At 63.6% G+C, this 15,936-nt stretch carries 16 protein-coding genes; all 16 read left to right on the top strand.

Translation table 11 applies throughout. The features are described 5' to 3' along the window. Positions 1-296 precede the first annotated feature (296 nt). The 16 genes from GWG67_RS21720 to nuoN all read left to right on the top strand — a co-directional run bounded on the left by GWG67_RS21720 (position 297) and on the right by nuoN (position 15,936). Positions 297-662, top strand: coding sequence for an NADH-quinone oxidoreductase subunit A (locus GWG67_RS21720; RefSeq protein WP_007603535.1), 366 nt, complete (start codon positions 297-299; stop codon positions 660-662). After that, on the top strand, positions 653-1,240 hold the full coding sequence (locus GWG67_RS21715; protein ID WP_007603537.1) for an NADH-quinone oxidoreductase subunit B family protein: 588 nt from the start codon (positions 653-655) through the stop codon (positions 1,238-1,240). The genes GWG67_RS21720 and GWG67_RS21715 overlap by 10 nt, the downstream gene beginning before the upstream one ends. An 11-nt stretch (positions 1,241-1,251) precedes the next feature. Continuing rightward, positions 1,252-1,866, top strand: coding sequence for an NADH-quinone oxidoreductase subunit C (locus tag GWG67_RS21710; protein ID WP_275171316.1), 615 nt, complete (start codon positions 1,252-1,254; stop codon positions 1,864-1,866). A 2-nt stretch (positions 1,867-1,868) separates the two neighbouring features. Further along, entirely contained in the window at positions 1,869-3,065 is a 1,197-nt protein-coding gene (locus GWG67_RS21705; RefSeq protein ID WP_275171315.1) for an NADH-quinone oxidoreductase subunit D, read from the top strand. Further along, positions 3,065-4,027: an FkbM family methyltransferase gene (locus GWG67_RS21700; protein WP_275171314.1), complete on the top strand. Its 963-nt coding sequence runs from the start codon at positions 3,065-3,067 to the stop codon at positions 4,025-4,027. The genes GWG67_RS21705 and GWG67_RS21700 overlap by 1 nt, the downstream gene beginning before the upstream one ends. A 12-nt stretch (positions 4,028-4,039) precedes the next feature. Further along, positions 4,040-4,651 (top strand): NADH-quinone oxidoreductase subunit NuoE, encoded by a 612-nt coding sequence (gene nuoE, locus GWG67_RS21695; protein ID WP_007610983.1) that lies wholly within the window; start codon positions 4,040-4,042, stop codon positions 4,649-4,651. After that, a complete protein-coding gene (locus GWG67_RS21690) occupies positions 4,651-4,857 on the top strand; it encodes a hypothetical protein (protein WP_275171313.1) in 207 nt (68 codons plus the stop codon). The genes nuoE and GWG67_RS21690 overlap by 1 nt, the downstream gene beginning before the upstream one ends. Before the next feature lie 15 nt (positions 4,858-4,872). After that, on the top strand, positions 4,873-6,198 hold the full coding sequence (nuoF, locus tag GWG67_RS21685; protein WP_027518249.1) for an NADH-quinone oxidoreductase subunit NuoF: 1,326 nt from the start codon (positions 4,873-4,875) through the stop codon (positions 6,196-6,198). A 5-nt stretch (positions 6,199-6,203) separates the two neighbouring features. Next, complete coding sequence (nuoG, locus tag GWG67_RS21680) at positions 6,204-8,279, top strand: NADH-quinone oxidoreductase subunit NuoG (protein WP_275171312.1); 2,076 nt, start codon at positions 6,204-6,206, stop codon at positions 8,277-8,279. A 4-nt stretch (positions 8,280-8,283) separates the two neighbouring features. After that, positions 8,284-9,351: an NADH-quinone oxidoreductase subunit NuoH gene (gene nuoH, locus GWG67_RS21675; protein WP_106944955.1), complete on the top strand. Its 1,068-nt coding sequence runs from the start codon at positions 8,284-8,286 to the stop codon at positions 9,349-9,351. 14 nt (positions 9,352-9,365) lie between these two features. Then, a complete protein-coding gene (nuoI, locus tag GWG67_RS21670) occupies positions 9,366-9,854 on the top strand; it encodes an NADH-quinone oxidoreductase subunit NuoI (RefSeq protein WP_026232873.1) in 489 nt (162 codons plus the stop codon). Between the two features lie 9 nt (positions 9,855-9,863). Then, positions 9,864-10,502, top strand: a complete 639-nt coding sequence (locus GWG67_RS21665) for an NADH-quinone oxidoreductase subunit J (protein ID WP_007603557.1) — start codon at positions 9,864-9,866, stop codon at positions 10,500-10,502. Next, positions 10,499-10,807 carry an NADH-quinone oxidoreductase subunit NuoK gene (gene nuoK, locus GWG67_RS21660; protein ID WP_015685769.1) on the top strand — a complete coding sequence of 103 codons (309 nt, stop codon included), beginning with the start codon at positions 10,499-10,501 and terminating at the stop codon, positions 10,805-10,807. The genes GWG67_RS21665 and nuoK overlap by 4 nt, the downstream gene beginning before the upstream one ends. 61 nt (positions 10,808-10,868) lie before the next feature. Beyond that, entirely contained in the window at positions 10,869-12,968 is a 2,100-nt protein-coding gene (nuoL, locus tag GWG67_RS21655; protein WP_275171311.1) for an NADH-quinone oxidoreductase subunit L, read from the top strand. Then, a complete protein-coding gene (locus tag GWG67_RS21650; protein ID WP_275171310.1) occupies positions 12,969-14,477 on the top strand; it encodes an NADH-quinone oxidoreductase subunit M in 1,509 nt (502 codons plus the stop codon). A 22-nt stretch (positions 14,478-14,499) separates the two neighbouring features. Further along, positions 14,500-15,936 carry an NADH-quinone oxidoreductase subunit NuoN gene (nuoN, locus tag GWG67_RS21645; RefSeq protein WP_275171309.1) on the top strand — a complete coding sequence of 479 codons (1,437 nt, stop codon included), beginning with the start codon at positions 14,500-14,502 and terminating at the stop codon, positions 15,934-15,936.

Raw genomic sequence — 15,936 nt, 5'->3', positions numbered from 1 at the left:
CCTGTCCTCGTTGTAATCTGGACTTTGCTGCGTCGCGACCTAGATAAAGTGAGCCTTCCCAACCACGGACGTCACGGCCCAGCGCGTGTGGACTGATCGGGGCGCCCTTGCTGGGGCGGTCGATCTGCTCCATACCAGCCGCGGGGTGATTCCGGGATTTCCACCGTTCTGAGGGCGACAAAGGGCCTAAAAAGAGCGTGTCTTGCGCCCATTGGTGCACTGCGCTAAGGCTCAGAACAATTCCAAACTGGACGAATCCGTGGCTGTCCCGAGGCTGCGGGAAAAAGGGCTCGTCAATGAGCGGCATTCTGCAGAACTATCTTCCACTCGTCGTCTTCATAGGGGTAGCGGGCCTCATTGGTCTGGTGCTGCTGATCGCGCCGTTCATCGTGGCGTTCCAGCAGCCGGACCCGGAAAAGCTGTCGGCGTATGAGTGCGGTTTCAACGCCTTCGACGATGCCCGCATGAAGTTCGACGTTCGCTTCTATCTGGTCGCCATCCTCTTCATCATCTTCGACCTCGAGGTGGCGTTCCTGTTTCCCTGGGCGGTGGCGTTCGGCAAGCTTGGCGCGACCGGCTTCTGGTCCATGGTGGTGTTCCTTGGCGTGCTGACGGTCGGGTTCGCCTATGAATGGAAGAAAGGCGCACTGGAATGGGATTGAACCCTGTGTCATCCGCCGGTCCGGTTCTCGCGCCGGCCCCCAAGGGCATCCTGGACCCGTCGACCGGCAAGCCGGTCGGGGCCAATGATCCGTTCTTCCTCGAGGTCAATTCGGAACTGTCCGACAAGGGCTTCTTCGTCGCCGCGACCGACGACCTCATCACCTGGGCGCGCACCGGCTCGCTGATGTGGATGACCTTCGGTCTCGCCTGCTGCGCGGTCGAGATGATGCAGGTGTCGATGCCGCGCTACGACGTCGAGCGCTTCGGCTTCGCGCCGCGCGCCTCGCCGCGTCAGTCGGACGTGATGATCGTCGCGGGGACCCTGACCAACAAGATGGCGCCCGCACTGCGCAAGGTCTACGACCAGATGCCCGAGCCGCGTTACGTCATCTCGATGGGCTCCTGCGCCAACGGCGGCGGCTATTATCACTATTCCTACTCGGTCGTGCGCGGCTGCGATCGTATCGTGCCGATCGACATCTACGTGCCGGGCTGCCCGCCCACGGCGGAAGCGCTGCTCTACGGGGTGCTGCTGCTGCAGAAGAAGATCCGCCGCACCGGCACCATCGAACGCTAAGGTTTTACGTCATGGACGACGCCAAGCTCGACGCCCTGGGGCAGACGATCGTTAGCGCGCTTCCGGGCGCCGCAACGGGTCATTCGGTGGCCTTCAACCAGCTCACGGTCGATGTCGAAGCCAGCAAGATCGTCGAGGTGGTCAAGTACCTCCGCGACGACCCGAACTGCCGCTTCGTCAACTTCACCGACATCACGGCGGCGGACTATCCCTCGCGCGAGAAGCGCTTCGACGTGATCTATCACTTCCTGTCACCGACCCTGAACGCCCGGATCCGGCTCAAGGCCCAGGCCGACGAGACCACGCAGGTGCCGTCGCTGATCGAAGTGTTCCCCGGCGCCGACTGGTTCGAGCGCGAGGCCTACGACCTCTACGGCGTGATCTTTGTCGGTCATCCCGACATGCGTCGCCTCCTGACCGATTACGGCTTCGAGGGTCATCCGCTGCGCAAGGATTTCCCGACCACCGGCTTCCTCGAGGTCCGCTACGACGACCAGGAGAAGCGGGTGGTGTACGAGCCGGTCAGGCTCAACCAGGAATTCCGCAAGTTCGACTTTTTGTCCCCGTGGGAGGGCGCCGACTATCCGGTCCTTCCCGGTGATGAAAAAGCGGGGCCGAAGGTCTGAACATGAACGAGCAACCCGAAGTCCTTCGCAACTTCACCATCAACTTCGGTCCGCAGCATCCGGCCGCGCACGGCGTGCTGCGCCTGGTGCTGGAGCTTGACGGCGAAGTCGTCGCCCGCGTCGACCCGCATATCGGTCTGCTCCATCGCGGCACCGAAAAGCTGATCGAGCAGAAGACCTATCTGCAGGCGATCCCTTATTTCGACCGCCTCGACTACGTCGCGCCGATGAATCAGGAGCACGCCTTCTGCATGGCTGCAGAAAAGCTGCTCGGCATCGAGGTGCCGCGCCGCGCGCAGCTGATCCGCGTGCTCTATTGCGAGATCGGCCGCATCCTGTCGCATTTGCTCAACGTCACCACGCAAGCGATGGACGTCGGCGCGCTGACCCCGCCGCTGTGGGGCTTCGAAGAGCGCGAAAAGCTGATGGTGTTCTACGAGCGCGCCTCCGGCAGCCGCATGCACGCAGCCTACTTCCGCGTCGGCGGCGTGCATCAGGACCTGCCGCAGAAGCTGGTCGACGACATCGACGCCTGGTGCGATCCGTTCCTGAAAGTGGTCGAAGATCTCGACCGGCTGCTCACCGCGAACCGCATCTTCAAGCAGCGCAACGTCGACATCGGCGTGGTGTCGCTGAAGGAGGCCTGGGAGTGGGGCTTCTCCGGCGTGATGGTGCGCGGTTCGGGAGCGGCCTGGGATCTGCGCAAGTCGCAGCCCTATGAATGCTACGCCGAGATGGATTTCGACATCCCGATCGGCAAGAACGGCGATTGCTACGACCGCTATCTGATCCGCATGGAAGAGATGCGCCAGTCCGTGCGCATCATGAAGCAGTGCATCCAGAAGCTTAACGCGCCAGACGGGAAGGGCCCCGTCGTCGTCGAGGACAACAAGGTCGCGCCGCCGCGCCGTGGCGAGATGAAGCGCTCGATGGAAGCGCTGATCCATCACTTCAAGCTCTACACCGAAGGCGTTCACGTGCCGGCCGGCGAGGTCTACGCCGCGGTCGAGGCGCCGAAGGGCGAGTTCGGCGTCTTTCTCATCTCGGACGGCACCAACAAGCCCTACAAGTGCAAAATCCGCGCGCCGGGCTTTGCGCATCTCCAGGCCATGGACCACATCTGCCGTGGTCATCTGCTCGCCGACGTCTCGGCGATCCTCGGATCGCTCGACATCGTGTTCGGAGAGGTCGATCGGTGATGGCGCAGGCGCCGATCCAGTTTGACCGCGCCTCGGGGGCCCTTGAAGGGGCCAACCTGTGGGAGCGGACGGCTGCCTTGGCGCTGGTGACGGGATCGAAGATCTCCTCGCACTTCTCGCATATGGGCTACATCGCCTGCGCCAATCTGCTGCGCAAGACGCTGCCCGAGCGCAACATCGCGATCAAGCTCAACCCCGACGCCGTGTTCGAATTTCCCTACGGCGACGGCTATTGGAGCAAGCTGCTCAACCGTTCCTACAATTACGAGGACGAGCTGGAGCTGCTGTTCGCCGACTCCATCGATGTCGACTACACGCTGCTCGATTGCGGCGCGAATTACGGCTATTGGTCGGTGCTGGTATCGAGCAAGCCGTTCGGTTCGCACAAGGCGGTCGCGATCGAGCCGTCGGGGCAGAACTATCCGAAGCTCGCCAACAACGCCCGGATCAACGGCAGCCGCTTCGAGACCATGAAATGCGCGATCGGCGCGGCCCGTGGCACCGCGCGTCTGTCTGGCACCAAGCACGAGGCCTTCAGCATCGCCGGCGATGCGTCGGCGGGCGGCGAGGACGTGCCGGTCATCGCGCTCGATAATCTCATCGACGACGGCAAGATCGCCGCGAGCGGCAAGTACCTGATCAAGCTCGACGTCGAGGGCGTCGAGATCGAGGCGATCAAGGGCGGCGCCCGGCTGCTCCAGGCCGACAGCGTCATCATGTGCGAGGAGCACGGCAGCGACCGCTCGCACGCGGTCTCGCGCTACATCCTCGAACACACCCCGCTGAAGCTGATCGTCTACGATCCCAGCACCCGGCGTATGGAAACGGTGACCGAGCTGTCGATCCTCGACCGCATCAAGGTCTCGACCCACGTCGGCTACAATGTTTTCGGCACCGCAAGCGCATTCTGGCAGGACAGGATCAATGCCCTGAATGCGAAAACCGCGCGCCGCATGCAGTGAGAGATTGAAGAGATGTCCGTTCGCCGATTAGCACCGAAGGAAGTCCAGCCCGCGAGCTTTGCGTTCACGGAGGAGAACCTCGCGTTCGCCAAGCAGCAGATCGCGAAATATCCGGCCGGGCGCCAGGCTTCGGCCGTCATCGCCATCCTCTGGCGCGTTCAGGAACAGCACGACGGTTGGGTCTCGGAGGCCGCGATCCGCGCTGTCGCCGACATGCTCGACATGCCCTATATCCGCGTGCTCGAGGTCGCGACCTTCTACACGATGTTCCAGCTGGCCCCGGTCGGCAAGAAGGCCCACGTCCAGGTCTGCGGCACCACGCCGTGCCGCCTGCGCGGCGCCGAGGATCTGATCCACGTCTGCGAGCACCGCATCCATCACGAGCCCTTCCATCTCTCCAAGGACGGCAATTTCAGCTGGGAAGAGGTGGAGTGCCTCGGTGCCTGCGTGAATGCGCCGATGGTGCTGATCGGCAAGGACACCTATGAGGATTTGACCAAGGAAAGCTTCGGCAAGGTGCTAGACGGCTTTGCGTCTGGCAATCCGCCCAAGCCCGGTCCGCAGAACGGCCGCCAGTTCTCGGCGCCGACCGGTGGGCCGACCACACTGAAGGAGATCACCTGATGCGTGATCTCTCGTCGCCGCCAGCTGAAGGGAGCAGTGTTGTGAAGAAGTGGGGCTTCGTCGCAATGCATTCCGCCGTGGCGGCCACGTTCATTTTCCTGCTTCAGCGCTTCGCCCTGAACGCGTCGCTGGAATCCAGTCTGCTCTGGGCGCTGACCTTCGCCGTCTGCGCCGCCGGGCTTGCCTACAAGCAAGCCAACCGTTGATCGGAAAGCACTGACATGCTCGAGGACAAGGACCGCATCTTCAAGAACCTCTATGGCCTCCACGATTGGGGGCTCGAGGGCGCGCGGCGCCGCGGCGCCTGGGATGGTACGAAGAACATCATCGACAAGGGCCGTGACTGGATCATCAACGAGATGAAGGCCTCGGGGCTGCGCGGCCGCGGTGGCGCCGGCTTCCCGACCGGTCTGAAATGGTCGTTCATGCCGAAGGAATCGACCGACGGCCGGCCGAGCTATCTGGTCGTCAACGCCGACGAGTCCGAGCCCGGCACCTGCAAGGATCGCGAGATCATGCGGCACGATCCGCATCTCCTGATCGAGGGCTGCCTGATCGCGAGCTGCGCGATGAACGCGCACGCCTGCTACATCTATGTCCGCGGCGAATTCATCCGCGAGCGCGAGCATCTCCAGGCGGCGATCGACCAGGCCTACGAGGCCAAGCTGGTCGGCAAGGACAACGTCAACGGCTGGCCGTTCGACATCTACGTCGCCCACGGCGCCGGCGCCTATATCTGCGGCGAGGAAACCGCGCTGCTCGAGAGCCTCGAAGGCAAGAAGGGCCAGCCGCGTCTGAAGCCGCCGTTCCCCGCCAACGTCGGCCTGTACGGCTGCCCGACCACCGTCAACAACGTCGAGTCGATCGCGGTCGCGCCGGACATTCTGCGCCGCGGCGCGGCGTGGTTCGCCGGCATCGGCCGTCCGAACAATGTCGGCACCAAGCTGTTCTGCATCTCCGGCCATGTCGAGCGGCCCTGCAACGTCGAAGAAGCCATGGGCATCCCGTTCCGTGAGCTGATCGAGAAGCATTGCGGCGGCATCCGCGGCGGCTGGGACAACCTCAAGGCCGTGATCCCCGGCGGCTCCTCCGTGCGCATGGTGCCGGCCGAGCAGATCATCGACACGCCGATGGATTTCGACAGCTTGAGCAAGCTGCGCTCGGGCCTCGGCACCGCGGCCGTGATCGTGATGGACAAATCGACCGATTTGATCCGCGCCATCGCCCGCATCTCCTATTTTTACAAGCACGAGAGCTGCGGCCAGTGCACGCCGTGCCGCGAGGGCACCGGCTGGATGTGGCGCGTCTTGACCCGCATGGCCGACGGCCGCGCCCACAAGCGCGAAATCGACATGCTGCTGGAAGTCACCAAGCAGGTCGAAGGCCACACCATCTGCGCGCTGGGCGACGCCGCGGCGTGGCCGATCCAGGGCCTGATCGCGCATTTCCGTCATGAGATCGAAGCGCGCATCGACCAATATTCGCACAAGGCCGACATCGACGATGCCGGCGTCCGCGATCCCGTGAACATGGTCGCGGCGGAGTAGAGACAATGACCAAGCTCATCATCGACGGTAAAGAGATCGATGTCCCCGCCGAATACACGCTGCTTCAGGCGTGCGAGGCGGCCGGGGCCGAGATTCCGCGCTTCTGCTATCACGAGCGGCTGTCGATCGCCGGCAATTGCCGGATGTGCCTCGTCGAGGTGAAGGGCGGCCCGAAGCCGGTCGCGAGCTGCGCCTGGGGCGTGCGCGATTGCCGTCCGGGTCCCAAGGGCGAGCCGCCGGAAATCTCCACCCGTTCGCCGATGGTGAAGAAGGCGCGCGAAGGCGTGATGGAATTCCTTCTCATCAACCATCCGCTGGATTGCCCGATCTGCGATCAGGGCGGCGAGTGCGACCTCCAGGACCAGGCGATGGGCTATGGTGTCGATACCAGCCGCTTCGCCGAGAACAAGCGCGCGGTCGAGGACAAATATCTCGGCGCGCTGGTCAAGACCTCGATGAACCGCTGCATCCAGTGCACCCGCTGCGTCCGCTTCTCGGCGGAAGTGGCCGGCGCTCCCGAAATGGGCGCGACCGGCCGCGGCGAGGACATGGAGATCACGACCTATCTCGAGCACGCGCTGACGTCGGAACTCCAGGGCAATCTCGTCGACATCTGCCCGGTCGGCGCGCTGACCTCGAAGCCTTACGCCTTCGCCGCGCGCCCGTGGGAGCTCGGCAAGACCCAGTCGATCGACGTGATGGACGGCGTGGGCTCTGCGATCCGCGTCGACACCCGCGGCCGCGAAGTGATGCGTATCCTGCCGCGCATCAACGAGGCCGTGAACGAGGAGTGGATCTCCGACAAGACCCGCCACGTCGTCGACGGCCTGCGCACCCAGCGCCTCGACCGGCCCTACATTCGCGAAGCCGGCAAGCTGCGCGCGGCGAGCTGGCCTGAGGCCTTTGCCGCGATCGCCTCCAAGGCGGCGCGCACCGACGGCAAGCGGATCGGCGCGATCGCAGGCGACCTCGCCGGCGTCGAGGAGATGTTCGCGCTGAAGGATCTGCTGGCCAAATACGGCTCCGCCAATCTGGCCGTGCAGGGCGGCGATGCCTTTGATCCCGCGCTCGGCCGCGGCTCCTACATCTTCAATCCGACGCTCGCCGGCGTCGAGCAGGCCGATGCGCTGCTCATCATCGGCGCCAATCCGCGGAAAGAGGCGGCCGTGTTCAACGCCCGCATCCGCAAGCGCTGGCGCGCCGGCGGTTTCAAGGTCGGCGTGGTCGGCGCCAAGCCCGACCTGACCTACGATTATGACCATCTCGGCGCAGGCACCGATACGCTCGGTGAGCTCGCGGCCGGCAAGCACTCCTTCATGGACGTGCTGAAGAACGCCAAGAATCCCATCATCCTGGTTGGTGCGGGCGCGGCCTCGCGCCACGACGGCGCTGCGATTCTCGCAGCCGCCGCCAAGCTCGCGCTTGATGTCGGCGCGGTGAAGGACGGCTGGAACGGGTTTGGCGTGCTGCATGAGAGCGCCTCGCGCGTCGGCGCGCTCGACATCGGCTTTGTCGCCGGTCAGGGCGGGCTGAACGCAGCGCAGATGACGACGTTCGGGACGCTCGATCTGCTGTTCCTGCTCGGCGCGGATGAGATCAAGCCATCGGACGGCACCTTCGTCGTCTATATCGGCACCCACGGCGACCGCGGCGCCCATCGCGCCGACGTGATCCTGCCGGCAGCCGCCTATACCGAGAAGTCTGCGATCTACGTCAACACCGAAGGCCGCGTGCAGATGACCGGACGGGCCGCATTCCCGCCGGGCGAGGCCCGCGAGGACTGGGCGATCGTCCGCGCGCTGTCGGAGGCGCTCGGCAAGAAGCTCGGCTATGACTCGCTGTCGGCCTTGCGCCAGGCGATCTTCAAGGCCGTGCCGCATCTGATCCGTCTGGACCAGATCGAGGCCGGCTCGGCCGACCAGATCAAGAAACTCGCGGGGAAGGGCGGAACGACGGAGAAGGCTCCGTTCAAGCCGCTCGTCGAGGACTTCTATTTGACCAACCCAATCGCGCGTGCGTCCGCCGTGATGGCAGAGTGTTCGCGGCTTGCCTCCGGGCAGATGCTGACCGCAGCGGAGTGAGCTGATGGAATTCTTCGAAAGCGCATTCTGGACCGGGTTCCTCTGGCCGCTGATCATCATGATCGCGGAGAGCGTCCTGGTGCTGGTCGTCCTGCTCGTGGCGATCGCTTATATCCTGCTCGCCGACCGCAAGATCTGGGCGGCGGTGCAGATCCGCCGCGGCCCGAACGTGGTCGGCCCTTGGGGCCTGCTGCAATCCTTCGCGGACTTGCTGAAGTTCGTGCTGAAGGAGCCGATCATCCCGTCCGGCGCCAACAAGGGCGTGTTCCTCCTGGCTCCCTTGGTCTCGTGCGTGCTCGCGCTCGCCGCCTGGGCGGTGATCCCGACCAATCTCGGCTGGGTGATCTCCGACATCAATGTCGGCGTTCTCTTCATCTTCGCGATCTCGTCGCTGTCGATCTACGGCATCATCATGGCCGGCTGGTCGTCGAACTCGAAATATCCGTTCCTGGCTGCGCTGCGCTCCGCGGCGCAGATGGTGTCTTACGAAGTCTCGATCGGCTTCGTCATCATCACGGTGCTGCTCTGCGCCGGCACGCTGAACCTCTCGGCCGTAGTCGAGGCGCAGCACGTCCGGGGTCTCGCCAGCCTGATCGGGTTGCCGCAGCTCACCATCCTGAACTGGTACGTCTGGCCGCTGTTCCCGATGTTCGTGATCTTCTACGTCTCGGCGCTGGCGGAAACCAACCGTCCGCCATTCGACCTGGTCGAAGCGGAATCCGAGCTCGTCGCCGGCTTCATGGTCGAGTACGGCTCGACGCCGTATCTTCTGTTCATGCTCGGCGAGTATGTCGCGATTGCCACGATGTGCGCGATGGCGACGATCCTGTTCCTGGGAGGCTGGCTGCCGCCGGTGGACCTGCCGCCCTTCAACTGGGTGCCGGGGATCATCTGGTTCTCGCTAAAGCTGTTCTTCATGTTCTTCCTGTTCGCGATGGCCAAGGCGATCGTGCCGCGCTACCGCTACGATCAACTGATGCGCCTCGGCTGGAAGGTCTTCCTGCCGCTGTCGCTGGCGATGGTGATCGTAGTGGCCGGCGTGCTGCACTTCGCCGACATCGCGCCGAAGTGAGGGCCGTCATGGGTATCAACATCAACGCCACTGCACGTTCGCTCCTGTTGTCGGAATTCGTCTCGGCGTTCTTCCTCGCCATGCGCTATTTCTTCCAGCCGAAGCCGACGCTGAACTATCCCTTCGAGAAGGGCCCGATCTCGCCGCGCTTCCGCGGCGAGCATGCGCTGCGCCGCTATCCGAACGGCGAAGAGCGCTGCATCGCCTGCAAGCTGTGCGAAGCGGTCTGCCCGGCGCAGGCCATTACCATCGAGGCCGGCCCGCGCCGCAACGACGGCACCCGCCGCACCGTGCGCTACGACATCGACATGGTGAAGTGCATCTATTGCGGCCTCTGCCAGGAAGCCTGTCCGGTCGATGCCATCGTCGAAGGTCCGAACTTCGAGTTCGCGACCGAGACCCGCGAGGAACTGTTCTATGACAAGGCCAAGCTGCTCGCCAATGGCGATCGCTGGGAACGCGAGATCGCGAAAGCGATCGAACTCGACGCGCCGTACCGGTGAGATGAGAGCATGATCCTTCCCGCGCTGTTCTTCTATCTGTTCGCCGGCGTCTGCGTCGCCTCGGCGGTGATGGTGATTGTCTCGCGCAATCCCGTGCACTCCGTGCTGTACCTGATCCTGGCCTTCGTCAACGCCTCCGGCCTGTTCGTGCTGATGGGCGCCGAGTTCTTGGCGATGATCCTGATCGTCGTCTATGTCGGCGCCGTCGCGGTCTTGTTTCTTTTCGTGATCATGATGCTCGACGTCGACTTCCTCGAGCTGCGCGAGGGCTTCATCGAGTACCTCCCGGTCGGCCTCGTGATCGGCGGCATCTTCCTGTTCGAGCTGTTGCTCACCGTCGGCTTCTGGGTCATCAACCCCGGCGTCGCCAAGACGATCACGGCGGCGATCCCGACCAACGTCTCCAATACCGAGGCGCTGGGCCTGGTGCTCTATACCAAGTACATCCACTACTTCCAGCTCTCGGGCATGGTGCTGCTGGTCGCCATGATCGGCGCCATCGTGCTGACGCTGCGGCACAAGGCGAGCGTCAAGCGGCAGGACATCAACGTTCAGAACGCGCGCACGCCCGAAATAGCGATGGCGATCCGCAAGGTGACGCCGGGGCAGGGGCTCCAGGACTCTGACGCGGCGGAGTGGGTGAAATGACGATCGGGCTCGGACACTATCTTGCGGTCGGCGCGATCCTGTTCACGCTCGGGATCCTCGGCATCTTCCTGAACCGCAAGAACATCATCGTCATCCTGATGTCGATCGAGCTGATCCTGCTCGCGGTCAACATCAACCTCGTGGCGTTCTCGACCTTCCTCGGCGACATCGTCGGGCAGGTCTTCGCGCTTCTGGTGCTCACCGTCGCGGCCGCTGAAGCCGCGATCGGTCTCGCCATCCTGGTGGTCTATTTCCGCAACCGCGGCTCGATCGCGGTTGAGGACGTCAATCTGATGAAGGGCTGATCGCATGATCCGGAAAAGTGGATACCGGTTTTCCGACCAGATCATGCGGAAAGATTAAATCATGGTCCAGGCAATCGTCTTTCTGCCTCTGCTGGGCGCAATTCTTGCCGGCTTGATCGCGCTGTTCGGCGCGCATGCCCGCAACCCCTCGGGCGACACGGTCGAGCATCACGATGATCACGGCCATGGCTCGCACGTCCATGCGTCCGACACCATCACCGAGGATGCGTCGGTCATCCACGAGACCCATCACGAGCCCGGCGACGGCCACGACGACCACCACGTCTCCGAGCCGCCCGCGGCGGGCTCGCGCGGCGCCGAGCTGATCACCACGGCGTTGCTGTTCGTCTCGGCGGCGCTGTCCTGGATGACGCTGGTCGATGTCGGCTTCATGCACCACGACATGCGCATTCCGCTGCTGCCGTGGATCCTCTCCGGCGATCTTCAGGTCTACTGGACGCTGCGGGTCGACACGCTCACCGCCGTGATGCTGGTGGTCGTGACCACCGTGTCCTCGCTCGTGCACCTCTATTCTATCGGCTATATGGACGAGGACCCGAACCGGCCGCGCTTCTTCGGCTATCTGTCGCTGTTCACCTTCGCCATGCTGATGCTGGTGACCGCGGACAACCTCGTGCAGCTGTTTTTCGGCTGGGAAGGGGTGGGTCTGGCGAGCTACCTCTTGATCGGTTTCTGGTACCAGAAGCCGTCGGCGAACGCCGCCGCCATCAAGGCCTTCGTGGTCAATCGCGTCGGCGATTTCGGCTTCGCGCTCGGCATATTCGCGATCTTCCTGCTGGCCGGCTCGACCGATTTCGAGACCATCTTCCACGCTGCGCCCGGCCTGACCGGCAAGACCATCGACTTCCTCGGCTGGCATGCCGACGCGCTGACTCTGACCTGCCTGTTACTGTTCATGGGCGCGATGGGCAAATCGGCGCAGTTCCTGCTGCACACCTGGCTGCCGGACGCGATGGAAGGCCCGACCCCGGTGTCGGCGCTGATCCACGCCGCGACCATGGTCACCGCCGGCGTCTTCATGGTGGCGCGCCTGTCACCGCTGTTCGAGCTCGCGCCGAATGCGCAAGCCGTCGTGATGTTCTTTGGCGCCACCACGGCGTTCTTCGCGGCGACCATCGGCCTCGTCCAGAACGACATCAAGCGCATCGTCGCCTACTCGACCTGTTCGCAGCTCGGCTACATGTTCGTGGCGATGGGGGCAGGGGCCTATTCGGTCGGCATGTTCCACCTGTTCACGCACGCCTTCTTCAAGGCGCTGTTGTTCCTGGGCTCCGGCTCGGTGATCTACGCGATGCATCACGAGCAGGACATCCGCAACATGGGCGGCCTGTGGCGCAAGATCCCCTACACCTATGCGGTGATGGTGGTCGGCACGCTCGCGCTCACCGGCTTCCCGCTGACCGCCGGCTATTTCTCCAAGGACGCGATCATCGAGTCCGCCTACGCCTCGCATAATCCGTTCGCGATGTACGGCTTCCTGATGACGGTCATCGCGGCCGGCCTGACCTCGTTCTACTCGTGGCGCCTGATCTTCAAGACCTTCCACGGCGAGCCGCATGACGATCATCACTACGAGGCTGCGCATGAAGCGCCGATCTGGATGCTGATCCCGATCGGTGTGCTCGCGGTCGGCTCCATCCTGGCCGGCTTCCCGTTCAAGGAGCTGTTCGCCGGTCACGGCATCGAGGAGTTCTTCCGCGAATCCGTGAAGATGAACCCGCACATCATCGAGGAGATGCACCACATCCCCGAGACCATCGCCTTCCTGCCGACGGTGATGATGGTGCTGGGCTTCCTGGTGTCGTACCTGTTCTACATCCGCCGGCCCTATCTGCCGGTCGAGCTCGCGAACACGCAGCCGATGCTGTACAAGTTCCTGCTCAACAAATGGTACTTCGACGAGCTCTACGACATCATCTTCGTCCGCCCGGCGAAGTGGATCGGCTACCAGCTCTGGAAGAAGGGCGACGGCTTCATCATCGACGGGCTCGGCCCCGACGGCGTCTCGGCCCGCGTGCTGGACGTCACCCGCAACGTCGTGAAGATCCAGACCGGCTATCTCTACCATTACGCGTTCGCCATGCTGATCGGTGCCGCCGGCCTGATCACCTGGTTCATGTTCGGCTTTGGAGGCCAGTAAATGACGACCTGGCCAATTCTATCCGTCACGACGTTCCTGCCGCTGGTCGGCGCGCTGATCGTCTATCTCAGCCGCGGCGATGACGAGGCATCCCGGCGCAATTCGCGCTGGATCGCGCTGTGGACCACGCTGATCACCTTCGCAGTGTCGGTGATCCTGGTCATGCGGTTCGATGCGTCGAACCCCGACTTCCAGTTCGTCGAGAAGGCGAACTGGCTCGCCACCGGCATCACCTACCACATGGGCGTGGACGGCATTTCGCTGCCGCTGGTGATCCTGACCACCGCCATCATGCCGTTCTGCATCATCGCGAGCTGGAAGGCGATCACCAACCGCGTTCGCGAATACATGATGGCGTTCCTGATCCTGGAAACGCTGATGATCGGCACCTTTTCGGCGCTCGATCTCGTGCTGTTCTACCTGTTCTTCGAAGGCGGCCTGATCCCGATGTTCCTGATCATCGGCGTCTGGGGCGGTCCGCGCCGGGTCTATGCGTCCTTCAAGTTCTTCCTCTACACGCTGCTCGGCTCGGTCCTGATGCTGCTCGCCATCATGGCGCTGTACTGGAACGGCGGCACCACCGACATCCCGACCCTGATGCACACCGCCGTGCCGCGCTCGCTGCAGACCTGGGCGTGGCTCGCCTTCTTCGCCTCGTTCGCGGTGAAGATGCCGATGTGGCCGGTGCACACCTGGCTCCCCGACGCCCACGTCGAGGCGCCGACCGCAGGCTCGGTGGTCTTGGCTGCGATCATGCTGAAGATGGGCGGCTACGGTTTCCTGCGGTTCTCGCTGCCGATGTTCCCGCTGGCCTCGCATGACTTCGCGCCATTGATGTTCACGCTCTCGGTCATTGCCATCATCTACACCTCGCTGGTGGCGCTGATGCAGGAGGACATGAAGAAGCTGATTGCGTACTCCTCGGTGGCGCATATGGGCTTCGTCACCATGGGCATCTTTGCTGGCACCATGCAGGGCGTCGCCGGCGGCGTGTTCCAGATGATCTCGCACGGCATCGTCTCCGGCGCGCTGTTCCTCTGCGTCGGCATCGTCTACGACCGCATGCACACCCGCGAGATCGCCGCCTATGGCGGCCTCGTCAACCGGATGCCGCTCTACGCGCTGACGTTCATGGTCTTCACCATGGCCAATGTCGGTCTGCCCGGCACCTCCGGCTTCGTCGGCGAGTTCATGACGCTGCTCGGCACCTTCAAGGTCTCGATCCCGACCGCGTTCTTCGCCACCTTCGGCGTGATCCTGTCGGCCTGCTATGCGCTGTGGCTCTACCGCAAGGTCGTGTTTGGGGCGCTGGTCAAGCCGTCACTGGCGAGCATGAAGGATCTCACCTTCCGGGAGGGCCTGACGCTGTTCCCGCTGATCGCGCTGACGATCCTGTTCGGCATCTACCCGAAGCCGGTGCTCGACATGTCGGCGGCCTCGGTCCAGCAACTCGTCAACAACTACAACACCGCTGTGACGGCCGTGAAGGCCGCCGCACTGCTCCAGTGAGCGGGCAGGTCAGGATATCGCCATGAGCTTTGAGACTGCAGGTTATCAACTGGCGCCGGTGCTGCCCGAGCTCGTGCTCGCGGTCGGGGCCATGGCACTGCTGATGCTGGGCGCCTATCGCGGGCAGGAGACCACCAAGACGGTCACGACGCTCGCGGTGCTGCTCCTCATCGTGGTCGGCGTGCTCGAATACATGCTGCCCGCGGGCAAGCACGTGACCTTCGGCGGCAGCTTCATCGTCGATGATTTTGCCCGATTCATGAAGATCCTGGCCCTGATCGGTTCGGCGGTGACGCTGGTGCTGTCGACCGAGTTCCTGTCGGATCCTTCGCGCCGCATCTTCGAATATGCGATCCTGGTGCTGCTCTCGACCCTCGGCATGATGGTGCTGATCTCGGCCGGCGATCTGATTTCGCTCTATCTAGGCCTCGAATTGATGTCGCTGGCGCTCTACGTCGTGGCGGCTTCCAACCGCGACAACGCCAAGTCGACCGAAGCCGGTCTGAAGTACTTCGTGCTCGGCGCGTTGTCCTCGGGCATGCTGCTCTACGGCTCCTCGCTGATCTACGGCTTCACCGGCACGGTCAGCTTCACCGGCATCGCGGCGGCCGCGACGATCTCGAATGTCGGCCTGGTGTTCGGTCTCGTGTTCCTGCTCGCCGGCCTCTGCTTCAAGGTCTCGGCCGTGCCGTTCCACATGTGGACGCCTGACGTCTACGAGGGCGCACCGACCCCGGTCACCGCCTTCTTCGCCTCGGCGCCGAAAGTGGCCGCGCTCGCAGTCTTCACCCGCGTCACGCTGACCGCATTCCCCGGCATCGTCTCGCAGTGGCAGCAGATCCTGGTGTTCGTGTCGATCGCCTCGATGGCGCTGGGTTCGTTCGCCGCGATCGGCCAGAGCAACATCAAGCGCCTGATGGCCTATTCCTCGATCGGCCATATGGGCTTTGCCCTGGTCGGTCTTGCCGCGGGCACGGTCGAGGGCGCGCAGGGCGTCTTGATGTACATCGTGATCTATGTCGCGATGACGCTGGGCTCCTTCGCCATCATCCTTGCGATGAAGCGCAACGGCCAGCCGGTCGAGCAGATCAGCGATTTCGCGGGTCTCTCGCGCACCAATCCGCTGCTCGCCTTCATGTTCGCGATGCTGCTGTTCTCGCTCGCCGGCATTCCGCCGCTCGCCGGCTTCTTCGCCAAATGGTACGTCTTCGTCGCCGCCATCAAGGCGAATTTGTTCACGCTCGCCGTCATCGGCGTGCTGACCAGCGTGGTCGGCGCCTACTACTATCTCAGCATCGTCAAGACAATGTATTTCGACGAGCCGGCCGGGCAGGTCGATCCGGTGCGCGTCGAAGTCAAGACGGTGCTGGCGGTCGCGGGTCTGTTCAACATCCTCTTCGCACTGTTCGCTGGCCCGGTGGTGAGCGTCGCCTCCGCCGCGGCAAAGTCGCTGTTCTAG

The organism is Bradyrhizobium sp. CSS354 (assembly GCF_029051725.1).
Classification (GTDB): Bacteria; Pseudomonadota; Alphaproteobacteria; order Rhizobiales; family Xanthobacteraceae; genus Bradyrhizobium.
This window is presented reverse-complemented; position numbering and strand designations above follow the sequence as displayed.

Coding starts and splice junctions, on each gene's coding strand:
- GWG67_RS21720 (WP_007603535.1), top strand. CDS start 297: ATGAGCGGCATTCTGCAGAACTATCTTCCACTCGTCGTCTTCATAGGG.
- GWG67_RS21715 (WP_007603537.1), top strand. CDS start 653: ATGGGATTGAACCCTGTGTCATCCGCCGGTCCGGTTCTCGCGCCGGCC.
- GWG67_RS21710 (WP_275171316.1), top strand. CDS start 1,252: ATGGACGACGCCAAGCTCGACGCCCTGGGGCAGACGATCGTTAGCGCG.
- GWG67_RS21705 (WP_275171315.1), top strand. CDS start 1,869: ATGAACGAGCAACCCGAAGTCCTTCGCAACTTCACCATCAACTTCGGT.
- GWG67_RS21700 (WP_275171314.1), top strand. CDS start 3,065: ATGGCGCAGGCGCCGATCCAGTTTGACCGCGCCTCGGGGGCCCTTGAA.
- nuoE (WP_007610983.1), top strand. CDS start 4,040: ATGTCCGTTCGCCGATTAGCACCGAAGGAAGTCCAGCCCGCGAGCTTT.
- GWG67_RS21690 (WP_275171313.1), top strand. CDS start 4,651: ATGCGTGATCTCTCGTCGCCGCCAGCTGAAGGGAGCAGTGTTGTGAAG.
- nuoF (WP_027518249.1), top strand. CDS start 4,873: ATGCTCGAGGACAAGGACCGCATCTTCAAGAACCTCTATGGCCTCCAC.
- nuoG (WP_275171312.1), top strand. CDS start 6,204: ATGACCAAGCTCATCATCGACGGTAAAGAGATCGATGTCCCCGCCGAA.
- nuoH (WP_106944955.1), top strand. CDS start 8,284: ATGGAATTCTTCGAAAGCGCATTCTGGACCGGGTTCCTCTGGCCGCTG.
- GWG67_RS21665 (WP_007603557.1), top strand. CDS start 9,864: ATGATCCTTCCCGCGCTGTTCTTCTATCTGTTCGCCGGCGTCTGCGTC.
- nuoK (WP_015685769.1), top strand. CDS start 10,499: ATGACGATCGGGCTCGGACACTATCTTGCGGTCGGCGCGATCCTGTTC.
- nuoL (WP_275171311.1), top strand. CDS start 10,869: ATGGTCCAGGCAATCGTCTTTCTGCCTCTGCTGGGCGCAATTCTTGCC.
- GWG67_RS21650 (WP_275171310.1), top strand. CDS start 12,969: ATGACGACCTGGCCAATTCTATCCGTCACGACGTTCCTGCCGCTGGTC.
- nuoN (WP_275171309.1), top strand. CDS start 14,500: ATGAGCTTTGAGACTGCAGGTTATCAACTGGCGCCGGTGCTGCCCGAG.